The sequence below is a fragment of the Nocardia sp. NPDC059177 genome (genome assembly GCF_042755165.1).
Classification (GTDB): domain Bacteria; phylum Actinomycetota; class Actinomycetes; order Mycobacteriales; family Mycobacteriaceae; genus Nocardia.
On the sequence record NZ_JBHZBX010000008.1, the window covers coordinates 128,040 to 147,532 of the forward strand.

General features: G+C 66.7%; 16 protein-coding genes. 9 read left to right on the top strand and 7 right to left on the bottom strand.

The features are described from left to right. Positions 1-189 precede the first annotated feature (189 nt). Entirely contained in the window at positions 190-669 is a 480-nt protein-coding gene (locus tag ACFXK0_RS12855; protein ID WP_379410304.1) for a hypothetical protein, read from the bottom strand. Between the two features lie 219 nt (positions 670-888). Here ACFXK0_RS12855 and ACFXK0_RS12860 point away from each other — a divergent pair, with 219 nt between their 5' ends. The 3 genes from ACFXK0_RS12860 (at position 889) to ACFXK0_RS12870 (ending at position 4,269) form a co-directional block, all read left to right on the top strand. Beyond that, complete coding sequence (locus ACFXK0_RS12860; protein ID WP_379410305.1) at positions 889-2,118, top strand: acyl-CoA dehydrogenase family protein; 1,230 nt, start codon at positions 889-891, stop codon at positions 2,116-2,118. Further along, complete coding sequence (locus ACFXK0_RS12865) at positions 2,118-3,266, top strand: acyl-CoA dehydrogenase family protein (protein ID WP_379410306.1); 1,149 nt, start codon at positions 2,118-2,120, stop codon at positions 3,264-3,266. The genes ACFXK0_RS12860 and ACFXK0_RS12865 overlap by 1 nt, the downstream gene beginning before the upstream one ends. Positions 3,267-3,417: 151 nt before the next feature. Then, positions 3,418-4,269 carry a TetR/AcrR family transcriptional regulator C-terminal domain-containing protein gene (locus tag ACFXK0_RS12870; RefSeq protein WP_379410432.1) on the top strand — a complete coding sequence of 284 codons (852 nt, stop codon included), beginning with the start codon at positions 3,418-3,420 and terminating at the stop codon, positions 4,267-4,269. Positions 4,270-4,285: 16 nt separating this feature from the next. Here ACFXK0_RS12870 and ACFXK0_RS12875 read toward each other — a convergent pair whose 3' ends face one another. Next, positions 4,286-4,798 carry a hypothetical protein gene (locus ACFXK0_RS12875; protein ID WP_379410307.1) on the bottom strand — a complete coding sequence of 171 codons (513 nt, stop codon included), beginning with the start codon at positions 4,796-4,798 and terminating at the stop codon, positions 4,286-4,288. A gap of 222 nt (positions 4,799-5,020) precedes the next feature. Here ACFXK0_RS12875 and ACFXK0_RS12880 point away from each other — a divergent pair, with 222 nt between their 5' ends. The 3 genes from ACFXK0_RS12880 to ACFXK0_RS12890 are packed head-to-tail and all read left to right on the top strand — an operon-like array spanning position 5,021 to position 8,677. Next, positions 5,021-6,136, top strand: a complete 1,116-nt coding sequence (locus tag ACFXK0_RS12880) for a tyrosine-type recombinase/integrase (protein WP_379410308.1) — start codon at positions 5,021-5,023, stop codon at positions 6,134-6,136. 4 nt (positions 6,137-6,140) lie between these two features. Next, positions 6,141-6,464, top strand: a complete 324-nt coding sequence (locus ACFXK0_RS12885) for a helix-turn-helix domain-containing protein (RefSeq protein ID WP_379410309.1) — start codon at positions 6,141-6,143, stop codon at positions 6,462-6,464. Then, positions 6,461-8,677 (top strand): hypothetical protein, encoded by a 2,217-nt coding sequence (locus ACFXK0_RS12890; protein WP_379410310.1) that lies wholly within the window; start codon positions 6,461-6,463, stop codon positions 8,675-8,677. Before ACFXK0_RS12885 ends, ACFXK0_RS12890 begins: the two co-directional genes overlap by 4 nt. Positions 8,678-8,772: 95 nt before the next feature. On the opposite strand, the gene ACFXK0_RS12895 is transcribed toward ACFXK0_RS12890, so the two are convergent. The 3 genes from ACFXK0_RS12895 to ACFXK0_RS12905 form a co-directional block, all read right to left on the bottom strand. Then, positions 8,773-9,252, bottom strand: a complete 480-nt coding sequence (locus ACFXK0_RS12895; protein ID WP_379410311.1) for a hypothetical protein — start codon at positions 9,250-9,252, stop codon at positions 8,773-8,775. A gap of 15 nt (positions 9,253-9,267) precedes the next feature. Further along, a complete protein-coding gene (locus ACFXK0_RS12900; protein WP_379410312.1) occupies positions 9,268-11,427 on the bottom strand; it encodes an LGFP repeat-containing protein in 2,160 nt (719 codons plus the stop codon). A 399-nt stretch (positions 11,428-11,826) separates the two neighbouring features. Then, positions 11,827-12,105, bottom strand: coding sequence for a hypothetical protein (locus tag ACFXK0_RS12905; RefSeq protein WP_379410313.1), 279 nt, complete (start codon positions 12,103-12,105; stop codon positions 11,827-11,829). A 181-nt stretch (positions 12,106-12,286) separates the two neighbouring features. Between ACFXK0_RS12905 and ACFXK0_RS12910 the strand changes: the two genes are divergently transcribed. After that, positions 12,287-15,544, top strand: a complete 3,258-nt coding sequence (locus ACFXK0_RS12910; protein WP_379410433.1) for an arabinosyltransferase domain-containing protein — start codon at positions 12,287-12,289, stop codon at positions 15,542-15,544. Positions 15,545-15,607: 63 nt separating this feature from the next. On the opposite strand, the gene tatC is transcribed toward ACFXK0_RS12910, so the two are convergent. Together tatC and ACFXK0_RS12920 are read right to left on the bottom strand one after the other, a co-directional pair. Next, the gene (gene tatC / locus ACFXK0_RS12915) at positions 15,608-16,516 is read right to left on the bottom strand and encodes a twin-arginine translocase subunit TatC (RefSeq protein ID WP_379410314.1); all 909 of its coding nucleotides are present in this window, start codon (positions 16,514-16,516) and stop codon (positions 15,608-15,610) included. Positions 16,517-16,602: 86 nt separating this feature from the next. Further along, positions 16,603-16,728, bottom strand: coding sequence for a hypothetical protein (locus ACFXK0_RS12920; RefSeq protein ID WP_379410315.1), 126 nt, complete (start codon positions 16,726-16,728; stop codon positions 16,603-16,605). Here ACFXK0_RS12920 and ACFXK0_RS12925 point away from each other — a divergent pair. Continuing rightward, entirely contained in the window at positions 16,727-17,080 is a 354-nt protein-coding gene (locus ACFXK0_RS12925) for a hypothetical protein (protein ID WP_379410316.1), read from the top strand. The genes ACFXK0_RS12920 and ACFXK0_RS12925 overlap by 2 nt on opposite strands. Positions 17,081-17,125: 45 nt before the next feature. Beyond that, on the top strand, positions 17,126-19,408 hold the full coding sequence (locus ACFXK0_RS12930) for an FdhF/YdeP family oxidoreductase (protein WP_379410317.1): 2,283 nt from the start codon (positions 17,126-17,128) through the stop codon (positions 19,406-19,408). Positions 19,409-19,493: the final 85 nt, after the last annotated feature.

Genomic DNA, 19,493 nt, shown 5'->3' on the forward strand with positions numbered 1-19,493 from the left:
GTTGAGCCCCTGCCCGCTCGATGGCGAGCCGGACGTGAATGTTGCTGCACGCAACATATTCCAGCGCGGCCGCCCCCGCAGCCGATTCGGCGCGGTATTTGTTGTCGGCGATAACAATCCAGAAACGGACATACCACACCGGCTCCGGAGCGCGAAAGATGCTGCCCCGGAGCGGAAAAGCCGGAAAGATTACCGACCGGACCGGTCGGGTGGTGCGGCGTCGCCGCCCGGTGCGTGTTCGCCGGGTCCGATCCGGCGTGGTCGCACCATCGGCCGGGCGCCGCCGGGCGCCCCGTCCGCGCCGGCGCGCTTGCGGCGCGATGCGCCGAGGTCGATCACATTGCGTTCGTGTTCGGTGTCAGCACCGGCCGGAGGCACCGCGTCGATCGGCCAGGTGCCGGTCTCGGACTGCAGTTCGGCCCGGGTGACCGGGCGGGTGGGTGCGGGGTCGTAGACCGCCTCCGACGGCCACGGCCGGTGCCGGGGATCGCCGATGTCCTCGCGACCGCGTCGCGGCCGCCGCGGCAGCCGCACGACGTTCGACGCCCCATCGGCGGCCGATCCGGTACCGCTCTCGCCGGTCTTCGCGGCGTCCCACCGGCGACGCAGCCGTTCCACCGCGTCGAATCGATCAGCACCAGGCCCCGACCCGGCTTCCTGGTCCGACATCGAACTAACCGCGGACAGGCGCCGCGACACCCATCGATCGCACAGCGGACGGCACCCCGAAAATCAGCAACGGTCTAACACTCACTACCCCATTCTGCCTCACGGCCGCCCCACAGGCCGGGGACGGGGTTGCCCCTGGCCGGGGTTCGGGCCTACATTGAGGGCGCGTTGGCGCCTCGCCAATAGTGGCGCACCGTCGCATGCCCGCCGGGAGGACAGATGGATTACAACTGGTCAGCGGCCGATCTGGCCTTTCGCGACGAGGTGCGGGAGTTTCTCGACGCGAAGCTGACACCGGAGCTACGGCGGGCCGGGCGGCTGGCGACCAGCGTCTATCCCGATCACGAAGCCAGCATGCAGTGGCAGCACATCCTGCACGAGCGCGGCTGGGCCGCGCCGCACTGGCCGGTCGCACACGGTGGCTGCGACTGGAGCCTGACCCAGCACTACATCTTCAGCCGGGAGGCGACCCTCGCCGGCGCGCCTGCCCTCTCGCCGATGGGCATCCGGATGGTCGCACCGGCGATCATCGCGTTCGGCACACCGGAGCAGAAGAACTACTTCCTGCCGCGCATCCTGACCGGTGAGATCTTCTTCTGCCAGGGCTACTCCGAACCGGAGGCCGGCTCGGACCTGGCCGCGCTCAGCATGGCGGCCGTCGCGGACGGCGACGATTTCGTCTGCACGGGCAGCAAGATCTGGACCACCCACGCCACCGAGGCGAACTGGATCTTCTGCCTGGTGCGCACCTCGCGCACCGGCCGCAAGCAGCAGGGCATCACGTTCGTACTCATCGACATGGACACACCGGGCATCGAGATCCGCCCGCTGGTGATGACCTCCGGCGAGCAAGTGCAGAACCAGGTGTTCTTCGACAACGTCCGGGTGCCCCAGCGCAATGTGCTCGGCCGCGTCGACGACGGCTGGACGGTCGCGAAATACCTGCTCGTGCACGAACGCGGCGGTGCCGCGGCGCCGACGCTACAGGTCATCGGCCAGGAACTGGCCGAGGCGGCGGCCCGGCAACCCGGCCCCGACGGCAACCCGCTCATCGACGACCCCGGCTTCGCCCTGCGGCTGGCCGACGCCCGCATTCGCACCGAAGTACTGGAAGTGCTGGAGTACCGGACGATTTCGGCGATGGCCCAAGGCAAGGACCCGGGCCCGGCATCGTCGATGCTGAAGATCCTGGCGACCGAACTCAGCCAGCAGCTCACCGAACTCGCCCTGGACGCGGCGGGCCCGCTCGGTCGCGTCTATCAGCCGCACGCCACCGCGCCCGGCGGCCCGATCGCCGAGTTCACCGCGCCCGCCGACAGCTACCACAGCGGCGCGGACTGGCAGGCCGTCGCGCCGCTGCGCTACTTCAACGACTGCGCCGGATCGATCTACGCGGGCAGCAACGAAATTCAGCGAAACATCCTCGCCAAAGCAGCATTGGGGCTCTGATGGACTTCACACTCACCGAGGAGCAGCAGCAGCTGCGCGACGCGGTCGCCGGATTCCTCGGCGCCCGCTACGACCTGGAGAAGAGCCGGGCCGCGGCGAAATCGGCGCTGGGCTGGCAGCCCGCGGTCTGGCGCGGATTCGCCGACGAGCTCGGGATTCTCGGCGCAACACTGCCCGAGCGGGTCGACGGAATGGGCGGTGGCGCCGCCGAACTGATGGTCATCGTCGAGGAACTGGGACGGGCACTGGTCGTCGAACCGTTCGTCGATACCGTCGTCGTCGGCGCGGGCCTGCTGGAACGTTCCGGTGGCGCACACACCGACGAGGTCCTGCGCGGCATCGTCACCGGCGCGGTCCGCACCGCGTTCGCGGCCCTCGAACCCACCGGGGGCGCGACGCTGCACGACGTCACCACCGTGGCCCGGCGCGACGGTGATGCGTGGGTGATCGACGGCACCAAGTCCGTGGTGACCAGCGCTCCGCTGGCAACCCATCTGCTGCTCACCGCCCGCACCGCGGGCGATCGGCGCGATCAGGCCGGAATCTCGTTGTTCCTCACCGCGTTCGACGCGGCGAACCCACCCGCGGGCATCGAGGTGCACTCCTACCGCACCATCGACGACCGGGTCGGATCCGATCTGGTGTTCACCGGGTTCCGGTTGCCCGCCGACGCGTTGCTCGGGATCGAGGGCGGCGCCTGGGACGTCATCGAGTCGACCGAGGCCACGGCGATCGCCGCGATCTGCGCCGAAGCGGTCGGCTGTCTGCGGAAAGTCCTGGCCGACACCGTCGACTACGCCAAGCAGCGCCAGCAGTTCGGTGTGCCCATCGGCAGTTTCCAGGCCCTGCAACACCGCATGGTCGACATGTACATGGAACTGGAACAGGCCATCGCGGCGTCGCAGCTCGCCGCGCACGCCCTCGCCGCCACCCCGGCCGACCGCGCCCGCGCGCTGTCCGCGGCCAAGGTCACCGTGGGCCGCGCCGCCCGCTTCGTCGGCCAGAACGCCGTCCAGCTGCACGGCGCCATGGGCATGACCGAGGAACTCGCCATCGGTCACTACTTCAAACGCCTCACCGCACTGGAACGCGAATTCGGTACCACCGACTACCACCGCGCTCGGTACGCACGGCTGACCAGGCCGTAGCCGATCCGGTGGCGCGCACCCACACCGGGCGGCGCGCCACCGGCGGCCCGCGATCGGCACTCCGGCCGGGAAGCCGATAAAGTACCTCCCGGTAGTATTTACTGTGACGGTTCCAGCAGACCCACAGAACTTCCCGGAGGTGGACGCGCACATGGCCAAGCAGGTGGCGACGGAGAAACGGCAGCGCCGCGAGCGGGGCTCGCTCAACCCGGAGGACATCCTCGACGGCGCCTTCGAACTCGCCGAGGACGTCTCGCTCGACAACCTGAGCATGCCGATGCTCGGCAAACACCTCGATGTCGGCGTCACCAGTATCTACTGGTACTTCCGCAAGAAGGACGACCTGCTCAACGCCATGACCGACCGCGCCTTGCAGCAGTACGAGTCGGCGGCGCCGTTCATCGAGGCCAGCGACTGGCGCGAGACGCTGCGCAACCACGCCACCACCATGCGCGAAACCTTCCTGGCCACCCCGATTCTCTGCGATCTCATCCTGATCCGCTCCGCGCTCAGCCCCCGTGCCGCCCAGCTCGGCGCACAGATGACCGAACAGGTGGTGGCCAACCTCGTCGAGGCCGGGCTCTCGGTCGACGACGCGGTCGACACCTACTCGGCGATCCAGTTGCACACCCGCGGCGCGATCGTCCTGCAACGGCTCTACGACAAGAACAAGGAATCCGGCAACGAGCGGGGCGCCTACTACGAAACCCTCGCCATCACCGCCGATACCACTCCCCTGCTCGCGGAAGCGGGAACCCGCGGCCACCACAGTGGCGCTCCCGACGACCACAATTTCGAATACGGCCTCGAGGCCATCCTCGAACGCGCGAGCCGATTGATCGATGCGGGCACGCGGCCGGCCGGTGCCGCCCCCGCGAAGAAGGCCGCTGCCCGGCCGGCGAAGGCCACGGCGGCCAAGAAATCCGCGCCGGCGAAGAAAGCGGCACCGGCGAAGAAAGCCGCCGCGCCGCGCCGTCGGCGGTCCGCACCCTCGGCGGAGTGAACCGCTCGGCTCGCGATCACAGGGGCAGCATGTCCTGGCGCAGGGCATGCCGCACCCGCCACTCGGCGTCCGAGCCCGACGGCCAGGGGAACCCGCCGTTGTCGAACACCCAGTTCAGGTAGGACACGAACGGCATGGTCGACTCGGCGCTGAACAGCCCGTCGACACATCCGTCCGGCAGCGCGATCCCGTACGGGCCACCGCCACTGACGTTTTCCTTGTGCAGCCGGTCCGGCGCGAGCGGCAGGACGAACCGGGTTCCAGGGTGCTCGGCATCGCGTTCGCGCCAACGGCCGAATTCCTCGGCGAAGTACCCGCGGATCGATGATCCGGGATAGTGCGACCCCTCGACCTGGATCACCAGCGGATCACCCGAGGACGACTCCGGCCAGTCCGGATGCGTACCGACCAGCCACACATCACCGACCAGCCGAACCCAGGACAGCAACGTCATGGGCACAACACCGAACTGCGCCCCGAGCCACTCCGCCTGCTCGGGGGCACCCGCGGTGGCCGGGATGAACGGCACCACGGGTGTCTGATCGTCGTCGTTGCTGTGAAACCGATAGCCGCTACCGGAAAAATTGGGATTTATTGCATCGGATACAACATCCGATGCAATTCCCAACTGGCTTGAATGCCAGTTGAACTGCGGTCGGACCCACTGGTCCGAGCTGTCGCCAAGTTCGTGACCTGGGTAGATACCACCACCTCTAGCCTGATTCAACTTTGTTGTGTTAGATGCAACATCATGGCGGAGCGAATCGACGTTCCCGGCGCGGCCCATCTGGTCCTCGTCGACGGTGTCGCACACCTGGACCCCGCCGCGGCGGTCCACGAGGCGATGCTCGAAGGCTGGGCCCGTCAGCAACGGGTCCGGTTCCTCAAAGCCGACACGATCAACGGTCGCCTGCGACTCGTGCAGCGAGTGGTCGAGTTCTCGAATCTGTATCCATGGCAATGGAACTACGCCGAACTGGAAGCCTTCATCGACAGCCTGCGCAGCGGCGCGAGACCAATCGCGATGTCGACTGGGCGCGGCTATCTGATCGAGCTGAAATTGTTCCTCGAATACGTCACCGACGCCCGCTACGGCTGGACCAGGATCTGCCTCGACCGTTTCGGTGAAGCGCCACGTCAGCTGCTCGGCGAATGGAACATGGTCGCCCATGTCAGCGACTACGAGGGCCGTCCCGGCCGCCGTCCGCTGACCTACGACGAGGTCCAAGCCCTCTTCGACGCCGCCGATGCTCGCGTCGACACGATCCGGTCGCGCGGCCGCAAGGGTGCGCTCGCCGCGATGCGCGACGCAACGGCGCTCAAAACGGTCTACGCCTACGGGCTGCGCCGGCGTGAAGCCTGGGGGCTGGACCTGGCCGACCTGCGTCGCAACCCGAAAGCACCTCAGTTCGGAGGCGTCGGCGGCCTATTCGTGCGGTGGGGCAAGTCCTCCAAGGGCAGTCCGCCCAAGCGGCGCACCGTGCTCACGGTCCCAGAAATGGACTGGATAGTCGATGAACTCGAGCACTGGATGGAGGAGGTGCGGCCTGTGTTCGCACCAGGAAACCATCCCGCTCTGTTCGTGAACGAGCGCTGCGGGCGGCTGTCCAAGCGGGCCATCAACAATGCGTTCGTGCAGGCCCGCGTCGACGCCGAGTTGCCCGAGGAACTGGACCTGCACAGCCTGCGCCACTCCTACGTCACCCACCTGATCGAGTTCGGCTACCCCGAGCGGTTCGTCTCCGAACAGGTCGGTCACGCCTACGCCGCGACGACCGCGATCTACACCGGCGTCTCCGACGAATACCGAAACCGGTTGCTCGCCAGAGCGATCCGGGCCCAGCACGCCGAACTCTGGGAGGAGTGAGTCGATGATCCGCAAGATGGGAATCACCTGGCACCTGCGGCTGAAAATGGCCGAGAAGGGCATGTTCCAAACCTCGGACCTGGTCCCATACCTGGCCGAACGCGGCATCCACCTCTCCCGCGAGCAGGTGTTCCGGCTGGTCACCCAGGACCCACAACGGCTGTCGATGGACACCCTGGCAGCCCTGTGCGACATCCTCGCCTGCACCCCCAACGACCTCATCGAGGTCACCACCGTCAACGCCGAGGTCGCCAAGACCGCCGACCAGGCGCCCGCCACCAAACCCGTGCCGCGCCGCACGACGATCCGGCGACCGAACCTGTCGTGACCCGCCGAGGACTGACCGAGCCGACCGACGTGGTCCGACAGCGGCTCATCACCCGGCTCGCCGAGGCCGTCGACGGCCTCGACACCGAGACCGCACACACCGCGCTCGATCACACCGGCGGCCTGCGGATGCCGCGCCCGTTCGAGACCTACCTGACCCGATTTCCCACCACGTTGACCGACCCGCACATCCTCGCCCGGCCCGCCGCCGACGTCCCCGCCGGGCTGATACGGCTGGCCAATCACCTGATCGAACTCGGCTACGACACCGTCACCGCTCCACGCTGTAGCGTCTGCTCGGCACGCAAACCGGTGTTGCCGTTGACGACCTCCGCCGGGCGCGTCTGCGAGCGTTGTTACCGCCGAGATCCCCGCGCCCGCACCGAATGCGGCGGCTGCGGGCGCCTGCGGCCCGCCGCATATCGGCTCGACGACGGCACCGCGCGATGTTCGGCCTGCCACCACGCTCCAAGGCACACCTGCTCTCGCTGTGGGACCTCCGCGCCCGCGCACCGCCGCGGCCCCGACGGTGCCGCAATTTGCAAGCGCTGCTACCGCTCGCCCGAACGGCTCTGCGGGAGGTGCGGACGAATCGGGGTCATCGGACGACGGGCCACCGAGACCGAACCCGACATCTGCAACAACTGCACCCACCGGCGGCCCGCGCTGTGCACGGTCTGCGATCGCGTCCGGCCCTGCACCCGGATCCGCAGCGGCGCACCGGTCTGCGTCACCTGCCGCGACATGCCCCTCCACCGCTGCGGAATCTGCGCCAACGACCGCCCCGCCCACGCCACATGGCCGCTGGGCCCGGTCTGTCTGAACTGCTACAGCCAGGTGCGCAACGAACCCACCGAATGCCCGGACTGCCACCAACGCCGCCCCCTGATCGGACGCGGAACCGCCGGGGTCAGGGTCTGCGGACCCTGCGTCGGCGTCGACATCGTCTTCGCCTGCCACCACTGCGGCGCCAGCGGCGAGCTCTACCGCGCGAACCAGTGCGCCCGCTGCGTCCTCACCGAACAGGTCGACGCGCTGCTGGCCCGGCCCGACACCACGATCCCCGCCCACATCGAACCGATCCGCAACGCACTGATCAACACCGACAACGCCCGCAGCATGCTGTTCTGGCTGCAAAGAAGCCAGGCCCCCGCACTACTCGCCGAACTGGCCGCCGCGAACGAACCCATCACCCATGCCACCCTCGACGCGAGACCATCCACCCCGGCCGGCGACTACATCCGCGAGCTACTGGTCACCATCGAAATCCTGCCCGCCCGAAGCGAATACATCGAAGCCATCCCTGCCTGGGCCGACACCATCGTCGCCGCGACACCCGCACACCACCGCCAGCTACTCAGCCCATTCGTCCATTGGTACTTGCTGCGCCGCGCCCGCCAGTACGGCCGACAAACCCGCAGCTCCGCCGACTTCCTCCGGTCACGGCTACGCCGGGCGATGGAACTACTCACCTGGATCGACGACCAACACCTCACCCTCGCCACCCTCACCCAGGGCGAACTCGAGCACTGGTTGAGCCAGGGCGCGACCACGCGCCTCAATGTCGGCGCGTTCATCAGCTGGGCGGTAACCCGCGGCCTCGCCGCCGACCTCACCGTCCCCAGCAGATCCAGCCACGAACCCGTCGGCTTCCTCGACGAAACCGAACGGCGCGGACAGCTGACCCGATGCATCAACGACACCGCGCTACCGGTGCCTGTGCGCGTCGCCGGAGCACTGATCCTGCTGTTCGGGTTGCGAGGAACACTCGTAGCCCACCTGTCGCGCACAGACCTCGACGACGACGGCACCCGGGTCCGGCTCGCGATCGACTCCCACCAACTCGAGCTGCCACCCAAACTGGCCATCCTGATCCGACAACTGCGAGACCAACCCGGCAGCCAGTGGCGGATGAACCGCGCCGTCGGCGGCTCGCCCTGGCTGTTCCCAGGCCGCTACCCGTCACGGCCGATCGCACGCCCAACCTTCGGGAAAATGCTCAACCAGCACGGCATCACCGTCCGAGACGGCCGCAACAGCGCTCGCTACGCCCTGGCCAGCCACCTACCCGCGTCCGTCCTGGCCGACCTCACCGGCACAAGCATCGGCAACGCCGTCGAATGGACCAACTGGGCCAAACGCAACTGGCTCGACTACCTCGCCACCCGAGCCGAAACCCAAACTAATCCCGCACCGTTCGAACAACGGCCCTGACTCGATGAGTCAGGGCCGCCGGGAGTGCATCGACCTTTCAGGCGCAGCCCCTGTCGTTCAATCGCCCGCGTGCCAGCCTTTCAGATTCGCCGGCGTCAGGCGCTCGGTTCCGACCACAGATGCAGAAGCAGATGCTCGTTGACCGGCACCATTCGTGACTCGTATCCCGGCGCACTCGCGTGAAACGGCTCGTGTGGACCTGGGACCTGGTAGAGCCGCACATGTATCCGAGCCGGACCAGGCGGGGTGAGCGTGCCGTTGAGTTCGCCGCGGCATTCTGCGAAGTAGCAGTCACCGATGCGCTGGCTGCCGAGCTCGGTGGAGTAACTGATCTCGTCGATGAACTCGGCATCGGTCGGCTCGGGTGGGAATTGCCCGTCGCCGACTTCGACGCTGACTCGACCCAGATTCCCTCGACTTCGATCCTCGGAGGTCTTGATAGCGAGCGCGCCGGTGCCGGGACGAAGTCGACCTCCAGCGATCGCGGTGATCGTGTCCGTCTGGTCGCTCAATTGATTGTCGAGCAGGTAGAACGCGCCACCGTCGTAATCGATGATGTCAGTCGACCTCGCCACAGTCCCTACCTCCGTTCACATTGCAGGATCGGCCCTTACGAAGAACTGTTCTCCGTCCTTGATGCGATTGTAGTAATAGAACCTCGCGATGACCTTGGCCTGTTCACCGTTGGCATCGATGGGCGTTGTCGGCACCATACACACGCTGTAACCTGACGGCCCCGTCCGCGACGGCTCTACGCGCGGCGGATCGGTGATCTGGCAGCCCGGGAATGTCCGACCGTTCGGCGGCAATACCGCGCCCGGCGGTTGCGCCGCTCCTTGGTTCGTCGACCGGAACGGATACTCGTCACAGGAGAACCCCGGTGTCGAGTACCGGCCGGAGGGGCAAGCTCGGTTGCCGTTGCGCTCTCGTTCGGTGAAGTTGGTCATTCGGGTCAGCGGACCTGTGTAGTACAGCCTGGGAGCACCAGGCAATCCGGATTGCTGCGCTCTCCGGACGTGGTCGGCGATCGTCGCCAGGTCCGGGATCGAGGCGAAGTCCATGACCGCGTCACGGTCGGGGAATACGCACCCTTGGCTCGGCAAGCTGGCGGAGATTCCGGGGACGCCTCGGTCGTCGTCGCATCGGATGTCCGGCGTGACCGCTGAGGTCTTTCCGCTTCCGGGAAATGTGTCCTGACCTCCTGGCGTGTTCCACTGGAGCTCTGTGTAGGTGGCCAGCATCAAGATCTGACCGGGGGACAGCACTCCCGGCCCGAACTCGTAGAAGCCGAAGATCGAGCCTCCGAGCACCAGAGGTTCGTTCACGATCTCGTCGTGGACGGTCACCGAGCATGTGGGGGCGCTACACGCGAGATTGCCCGTCACCGTGATCACACTGGCCGACATCTTCTCGACGGTGAACCGCACCCGGTACTGCGTCGACCTGGTATCCCCGCGAGTGATGAGCTCCTGTTCCAGTTTGCCCGATGCCGTGCCGATGATCTTGCCCTGCGGGTCACGCACCACCACGGTGTTCGGGTTGACTCCACACGCGTAGAGACGATCGATCTGCCAGTACGGTGTGGTCAGATCGGCACCAGCTAAGGCTTCCTGGCGTTTGGACTCATAGTCCTTGTCACAGCCCGGTTTCAGGCTGATGGGCTCATCAAGTGCCTGGGGAGGCGCTGGCGCCGTTGCCGGCGGTGTGTCGGTGTAGCCCGGACCCGCGCAGAGGAAGACCTCGCCGGTGTCGGGAACGGTGTCATCGCGACACCGATTCCATTGCGAACTGCCCGAGCGCGGTGACAACCCGGTGCGCCAGCTCGCGTTGGGCGCGTAGTCCGTGCCGCCGGGGCCGGGCTCGGTGACGGCATCCTCGTCGGCATCGTCGCCGCCGCTTAGCGGGTTCGGCACACGAATGGTGCCTTGCTGGAAATCCTGCTCACGGCCGTCGGCGAAAGCGGTGGTTCCTCGTTCGTCACCGATCGGGTATCCGAACATGCCGGACTCGTACTGTTCACTGCCCCATTCGATTTCGATCTGGCCGGCGACCGGGTGCGCGCCGGTCGACGGTGACCAGTAGATGCGGCCGTGTTCGAACTTGTTCATCCGGCCTTGCCCGTCGGGCAAGACGGTCTCGTCGGAGGTCGGGTAGCCCAGCCAGCCACCTTCCCAGCCGGTTTCGCCCCACTTGTCACGGATCGCGCCGCCGACGAAATAGGCTTCGTTGAGTTTCCAGTAGATGGTGCCGCCGTCGAAGTACTGGCGACGGCCGAGACCGTCGGGGTTGACGATCTCGTCCGACGTCGGATACCCGAGCACGCCTTGTTCCCAGCCGTTGCGTTGCCAGCAGGCATAGAAGTGGTTCACGACCGGGTGTGCACCGCCCCATGGCGACCAGAAGATGGGACCGTTAGTGAAAACGGTTCGTTTCCCAATTCCGTCGGGCTGAGTCAGTTCATTGGTCGTGGGCCACAACAGAAAGCTGTTCGGCCCGCCGAGCTCGTTGTATTTGTCCTTGATCGCCCCGCACACTTCGTAGGGCGCTGGCCAGTAGACCTGACAGTCCGCGGCCGCGAGGGCTGGGCCGCCCTGCTGCGCCTTGGCCTCCATCGTCTCGGCCTTGTCGGCGTCGGCCTTGGAGAATCCGCCCGGTACGTTCTCGCGGTCTGAGCGCATCTCGCCAGGAACGACAGCCGCGTTGGGGTTTTCGGTGGGAGTCCATGCTCCATCGCTGGGCTTGCGCTCCACCTGCGACGGTGCGGGCGCCGGCGGTGAGGACGGGCTTGTGATGGACGGCTGCGCCGCAACAGTCCCGACAGCGACCGTCCCGGAAACCGCCAGAACTGCCACAGCAAACGCGACCGCATACCTCGGTGGCGAGCTACGCCCGGACCGGTCTCGGCGCGAAATTCGAGGTAGAAGCATGCCAACCCTCCCTGTCGAGCGAAAAACATTGCCGTTGAGAGCAATCCAGCAACGCTGGTGAATCACCCCCGCATCCAGTCGAACATACGTTCGGCACATTTCAGGCAAATTGACAGACACTCTTCCAAGATGATGCTGGTCCGTTACCGGCGTCGGCCGACCTGGCTGGCCAGATGCGCTCCTCCGCCCTAGCCGACCCCTCCGGCACAAGCATCGGCCGCATCATCGAGTGGACCAACTGGGCTGGCCGGAATGGTTCGACTGCGTCACTTGAGCCCAGAACGAAACGAATACTGCACAGTTCGAATAGTGACCGTCCACCGGTTGCCGATCGACAATCACCTCGATATTGCGCCGCGCCCGCAACGCCATCTCGTCACACACCAACTGGGCCTCCCGAGCCAGGCCGGCATCGACCACGCCACCCAACTGACGCAGTTCGTGCCACACCTGTTCCCGCTGACCGTCCCGATACCGGCTGACCCACTCCGGCGATGACATCGTTCCCACCTCCGGAATTCTGCCACCCGCCCCCGACACCTCCCCGCAGGAAACGTGACACCGCAGGCCGGAAGATTCATTTCGGGTGACTCACCCAGTTCGAAGCATGCTGCCGCAGAGGAAATTCGGGGCAATCCGACGTGGCTTGGACGGCTGGCTAGGATCGGAAATCGTGACCTTGTTGCTCAGCCGACGGCGGCCGTCCGACGATCAACCATTCGATTCCCAGGAACAGCAGCAAGAATCTGGCCGTTCGTGGCGAATTGTCGCGATTGTCGCGGGAATTGTCGGTGTGCTGCTCGCGATTGCGGTGCCGCTGCTTCCCGTGCAACAGCAACAGGCGTCTTTCTCGTGGCCGCAGGACGGTCGCGCGACCAGTGTGACGTCGCCGCTGGTGTCCTATTCGCCGGTCAGCGTCGACGCGACGATTCCGTGCAGCGCGACTTCGGCATTGCCTGCCCAGGGCGGGTACTTGTTCGCGACGGTGCCCCCGGCCTCCGGACAGGCGTGGCATTACGGCTTGAACGTGCTCGTCTCGCCGGCTGAGGCAGGTAGTCGTCTTCAGGTCGTCTTGCGCGACAAGACACTGGTCGATACGGCCGTGACGGATCTCGCCCGCGATTGTCGGGTAGCGATCGTATCCACCAGTGCCCGAACCACTGTCGAGGTCAGTGGTGTCGATCCCGTGATCGTCGACGGCGATTTCCGTCCGCAACTGGTCGGGATATTCACCGATCTCGCCGGTGAGGTTCCGGCCGGCATGCGAACCGAGGTGGAGATCGATTCCCGGTTCACGACCGCACCGACGGTGCTCAAGCTGATCGCGATCATCGGTGTCGTGTTCGCCGCCGCGCTGGCGCTGTTCGCCTTGCATCGCCTCGATTGTCTCGACGGGCGCCGCAACCGCCGGGTCCTGCCGCAGCGCTGGTGGCGGCCCCGGTTTGTCGACGGGATCGTGGTCGGCACCCTGATCGTGTGGTATTTCATCGGTGCCGGTACTGCCGATGACGGCTATATCCTCGGCATGGCCCGAACTGCCGGGCACGCAGGATATCTGGCGAACTACTTCGCCTATTTCGGGGTGCCCGAGACACCGATCGGAATTCCCTACGACCTCGTCATCGGCTGGCTGGCACAGCTGTCGACCGCGAGCATCGTGGTGCGATTGCCGGAGTTGGTCTTCGGGATCGTGTGCTGGTTGCTGATCAGTCGCGAGGTGGTACCGCGACTGGGTATCGCCGCGCGGCGCGAGAAGGCGGCGATCTGGGCCGGTGGCCTGGCGCTGCTCGCCTTCTGGCTGCCGTACAACAACGGACTGCGCCCCGAACCCGCTGTCGCCCTCGGCGTCTTGCTGACCTGGGTGTCGATGGAGCGCGCGCTGGCGACACGGCGGCTCGCGCCCGCCGCTGTCGCGCTGCTCCCGGCCGCGTTGGCGGTTGTCACCAATCCCGCAGGGGTGATCTGTTTCGCGGCCCTGCTCGCCGGTGCCCGCCCACTCGTGCAGATCATCGTCGAGCGGGCTCGTCGCGTCGGATACCTGGCGCTGTTGGCTCCGGCGGGGGCGGTCGGTGTCTCGATTCTTGCCATCGTGTTCGCCGGCCAGCCCATCGCCGAAGTGACGGCGATGAGTGACGCGCACGCCGTGGTCGGACCGATTATGCCGTGGTACGACGAAACTTTCGTCTACCAATCCCTGTTCCAGACCGGCCCCGACGGTTCCATGGCCCGCCGATTCGCCATGCTGCTGCTCTTCCTGGCATTGGCGGTTTCAGTGCTGGCGCTGTTGCGCCACGGCGGCCGAATCCCCGGTCTGGCAGCCGGTCCCACGCGCCGCATTCTGGGCACCACCATCGCCACGATTCCGTTGATGGCGCTCTCGCCGACGAAGTTCACCCATCACTTCGGTGTCTTCGCCGGGCTCGCTGGCGCGGTCGCGGTCGTCGCAGCAGTCGCCGCGGGCCCCCGGGTCGTGCGATCACCTCGCAACCGTGCGCTGTTCGCGGCCCTCGTCACGGCGGTGTCGGCGCTGGCATTCACCAGCTCGAACAGCTGGTGGTATGTCGCCAGCTACGGAATACCGTGGTGGGACAAGCCGATCTCGGTCAACGGCATCGGCGCGGGTACCACCCTGCTCGTCGTCGCGCTCGCCCTGCTCGGGTACGCGGGCTGGTTGCATATCCGCGAACCGTTCCGCACTCGGGAACACCGGACACACCGTCGCATTCCGGTGCTGACCATCGTGGCCGGACTGGTGGTGGCCTTCGAGGTCGCGTCGTTCGTCAAGGCCGGAATCGATCAGTATCCGGCGTATTCACTGGCGAAGTCGAACCTCTCCGCGCTCGCCGGCTCACCGTGCGCGCTCGCCGACGAGGTTCTGGTCGAGCCCGATCCGAATGCCGGGATGCTGCCACCGCTGTCCGGCGACCGAGCCACCGCCCTGGGCGTGGCGGCCGAGGGATTCACGCCCAACGGCGTCAATACCAACGACCTGGTCCCCGATGCCTCCGACGCCGCCGCGGCTTCGGTCGGCCAATCGCTCGGCAGTGCGGGAACCACCACCGAATCCGGCTCGGCCGGCAGTGGTGCGCCCGACGGGGCAGGCCGCCACGGCATCAACGGCAGCACGATCGCGCTCCCGTTCGGGCTGGATCCAGCCACGACACCGGTGCTCGGCAGCTACGGCAGCCCGGGTGTCACCAAAACGCTTGTCTCCGGCTGGTATCGGCTCCCGGCACCCGACTCCGGTGGTAGCCGCGGACAGATTCTCGCGATCGCCGCCGCTGGTCGCATCGCCGGCACCGATATCGACGGCCTTCCCGTGCACGGTCAGAGCGTGCAGATCGAATACGGCACCACGCACATGACCGGGGTGCAGCCGCTCGGCCGAATCATCCCGGACGACGTCAGCGTGCTTCAGCCGTCCTGGCGCAATCTCCGGGTCGCGTTGGGGCAGTTGCCGCCTCACGCCGACACCGTTCGCATCGTCGCCACCGTCGACAGTTCCGACGCGGAGCAGTGGGTCGCCGTGACCCCGCCACGGGTGCCCGAGCTGCGTACCCTCGACGAATTGGTCGGCCACACCCGACCGGTGCTCCTCGATTGGCTCGTCGGCTTGCAGTTCCCCTGCCAGCAGCCGATGCAGCACCGCTACGGCGTGGCCGAAATCCCCGAATACCGCATCCTTCCCGAGTTCTCGGCGGCGATCATGACCAGCAACTGGCAGAGCCACTCCTCCGGCGGCCCGCTCGGCTACACCGAACTCGTGACCCGCGCCGAAGTGCTGCCTTCCTATCTGCGGGACGACTGGAAACGCAACTGGGGCGAGATCCACCGGCTCGTACCGTTCGACCCGACCGCGACACCGGCACGACTCGACACCGTCACCGTCGAACGCTCCGCGCACTGGACCCCTGGTCCACTCAACTTCGGGGTCCGGTAGCGCAACTCTGCTGGTACTCGGTCGCGGTAGTGACGGTGCGCGCCACCAGGTGGGCGATCGCGCCTACTCGGGTCGGAGGGGTTCCGGTGGGGTGATGGGGTCGGGGGTGGTGAGGAAGGAGGCCTGGTCGTCGATGAAGGCGGCGAGGTCGGCGGCTTCGCGGGCGGCTCGGCGGGTGTCGTTGAGGCGGGCGACCTGGACGGCGATCTCGAACAGGACGGTGAGGGCGAGGGCGAGGGCCAGCATGGAGAACGGGTCCTGGGGGGTGACCACCGCGGCGAAGACGAACATGCCGAAAGTCGCGCCCCGGCGCCATTCCTTCAGTTTGGCGTAGGTCAAGACGCCGATCAGGTTCAGGCCGATGATCAGGACCGGTGTCTGGAAGCTGACGCCGAAGATCACCAGCAGCTGGACGATGAAGCCGAAGTACTGCGTACCGCTCAGGGCGGTGGTCTGGACCTCGTCACCGATGCTGAGCAGAAAGTCCAGCGCGTGGGCGACGACGACGTAGGCGAGGACAGCACCCGCCACGAACAACACACTGCCGCTGCCGACGAACGCGATCAGGTAGCGGCGTTCCCGCTGCCGCAGGCCCGGGGTGATGAAGGCCCACACCTGGTGCAGCCAGATCGGCACGGCCAGCACGATGCCTGCGGTACAGGCGACCTTCAGGCGGAGCATGAACTGCTCGAACGGACCGGTCGCGAGCAGCCGGCAGCTGCCGTCGCCGGTGAGCACGGCCCGGGATTCCGGTGGCAGGGCGCAATACGGTCCGCGCAGGACATCGCCCAGTGAAGTCACGCCGAGGAATCCGTGGGAGTACCAGACGAATCCGGCGGTGCTCGTCACGGCGATCGCCACCAGGGCGATGAGCAGCCTGCGGCGCAGCTCGTAGAGGTGGTCGGTCAGCGACATCGTGGCGTCGCGGTTCGGTGCCCGCAGGGCGCGTCGGAGAATTGCCTGTGCTCGCATGCTTCCGCCTGGCGGTAGTGGGGTGCGGTCGGCGGCCCCGGCCGCGATGGCCGGGGCCGCCTTCCGGTTAGGTCAGGACGTCGGGATCAGAATCGGTAGACGTCCTTGGCGGCGTTCTCCATCGCGCACCAGCTGGAGAACTCCTTCTCGAAATGCACGTCCGCGCCGTTCCAGGTCCCGCGGCTGATGAGCGTCGAACCGGAGGAGGCCATGACCTTCTACACGGTGCGTGGTCAGCAGATGGTCGAGGTCGGCATCGTCTATATCACCGACTTCGCCCGCCGGGGCCAGAAGCGCGGCGATCTCGCGCCCTACGATCCCCGCCCGGTCGCCGAACTCCTTGCCCGCCTGGCACATTCCCTCATGCTCACCCCGACGGGCGGCATCGATTTCGACGACGAGGAACAGGCCCGCTCGTTCGTCCGCTCGGCGATCGTCCCGCTGCTCGTCCACGGCATCAGCACACCACCCCCCGCGAAGCCGAAGAAGCAGGCAGCGAAGAAGTCCACCACGAGCAAGACCACCGCGGCGCGCCCACGCAAGACCGCGGCCGACAAGGCCTGACTTCCACCTACAATCCATCTGCACCCTCACCACCCGAGGAGCGATATGGACGAGTCGACAGCCGCCGACGGGTCAGACCCCGAGTTCGCGCCGTATCACCATCCGGCCGCGGGCTGGGGTGCCGCGAAATCGGTCACCGAATTCATGATCGGCCAGGAGAAGGAACCACTGCTCGGCACGCGTGCCATCGTCAAGATGAACCACGAGAACGGCGGTTTCGACTGCCCCGGCTGCGCGTGGCCCGATTCGATCAAGGGCATCCATCTCGACATCTGCGAGAACGGCATCAAACATGTCACCTGGGAGATGACGCACAAGCGGGTCGGACGCGAATTCTTCGCCCGGCACACGGTCTCGGAGCTGTCGACCTGGAGCGAGCACGACCTCGAGAACCAGGGCAGGCTCACCGAGCCGATGAGCTACGACCCGGCGACCGATCACTACGTGCCGATCAGCTGGGCCGACGCCTTCGACCTGGCCGGCACGGCGTTGCGCGAGCTCGACGACCCCGATGCTGCCGCCTTCTACACCTCGGGCCGGCTCGGCAACGAAGCGACCTTCCTCTATCAGCTGATGGCGCGCGAGCTCGGCACCAACAATCTGCCCGACTGCTCGAACATGTGCCACGAAGCGAGTGGGCGCGCGTTGCAGGCCGCATTGGGAACCGGCAAGGGAACCTGCGACCTCGCGGACTGGGAAACCACCGATGCCCTGTTCATCATGGGCGTCAACGCCGCGTCCAACGCGCCACGCATGCTGACGGCGCTGGCCGAGGCCGACCGGCGCGGCGCGCAGATCGTGCACATCAACCCGCTGGTCGAGGCCGGGGCGACCCGCACGATCATCCCGCACGAGTTCCGGAACATGGCCACCTTCCACGCCACCAAGACCTCGACGCTGAACCTGCAGCCGCGCATCGGCGGTGACTTCGCCCTGATCCGCGGCATCGCGAAGGCGGTGTTCGAGGAATCGGAGTCCGACCCCAAGGCGCTGGATCGGCAGTTCATCGAGCGCTACACAGTAGGATTCGACCGATACCGTGCCGTGGTCGAAGCCACCCCGTGGAAACTGATCGAGGAGCAGTCGGCGCTCACCGAAGCCGAGGCGCGCCAGGCCGCGCGCGTGTACTGCGACGCGGACCGCAGCATCATCAGCTGGTGCCTGGGCGTGACCCAGCACGAGCACGGCGTCGACACCATCCGCGAGATCGTGAACCTGCTGTTGCTGCGCGGCAACCTCGGCCGGGAAGGCGCAGGCCCGTCACCGGTGCGCGGGCACAGCAATGTGCAGGGCAACCGGACCTGCGGCATCGACAACAAACCGCCCGCCCGTTTCCTCGACCGGCTCGACGAGGTCTGTGGCATCACCTCGCCACGCCACGACGGCTACGACGTCGTGGGCACCATCGAGGCGATGCGGGCCGGGAAGCTGAAGGTCTTCCTGGCCATGGGCGGCAATTTCGCGCTCGCCGCACCCGACACCGCCTACACCTTCGACGCATTGCGCAGCTGCGAGCTGACCGTTCAGGTGAGCACCAAACTCAACCGCAGCCACCTCGTGCACGGCAAGCGCGCCTTGATCCTGCCGTGCCTGGGACGCACCGAGAAAGACATCCAGCGCGGCGGCTTACAGCAGACCTCCGTGGAGGATTCGATGGCCATGGTGCATTTGTCGAAGGGCATGAAGAAGCCCGCCTCACCGCATCTGCTGTCCGAACCCGCCATCGTCGCAGGCATCGCCGGTGCGGCCCTGCCCGACAGCACGACGCCCTGGACGCACTATGTCGAGGACTACGACCGGATCCGCGACACCATGTCCCAGGTGCTCGACGGTTTCGAGGATTTCAACCGGCGGGTGCGGCTGCCGCTGGGCTTCCGGATCAAGCAGCCCGCGCGCGAACTCGTCTTCCTCACCCCGTCGGGCCGGGCGGAGTTCTCGGCGGCGAGCCTGCCGGATCTGACCCGCGAGCCCGGCACACTCTCGCTGGCGACGGTGCGCTCGCACGACCAGTGGAACACCACCATCTACTCCGACAACGACCGATATCGCGGCATCAAGAACCTGCGCACCCTGGTCTTCATGAATCGCGACGACATGCGCGAGCGCGGTCTCGCGGAATTCGACGAGGCCGACATCACCAGCATCGCCCGCGACGGCACCACCCGATCGGTCCACAACTACAAGGTCGTCCCCTACAACATCCCCCGCGGTTGCGCGGCGGGTTACATGCCCGAACTCAATGTGTTGTGCGCGATCGGCGACTACAGCACGCAGAGCGACCAGCCGATCATGAAGAACCTGACGGTCACCATCCACCGCTCGCTGTGATCGTCCTAAGGGAACGTTAGGAACCTCCCGCGCGGCTTCCGCGCGGCCTGTGACAGCCGACACAGTGGTCTCCGACAGCGCATTG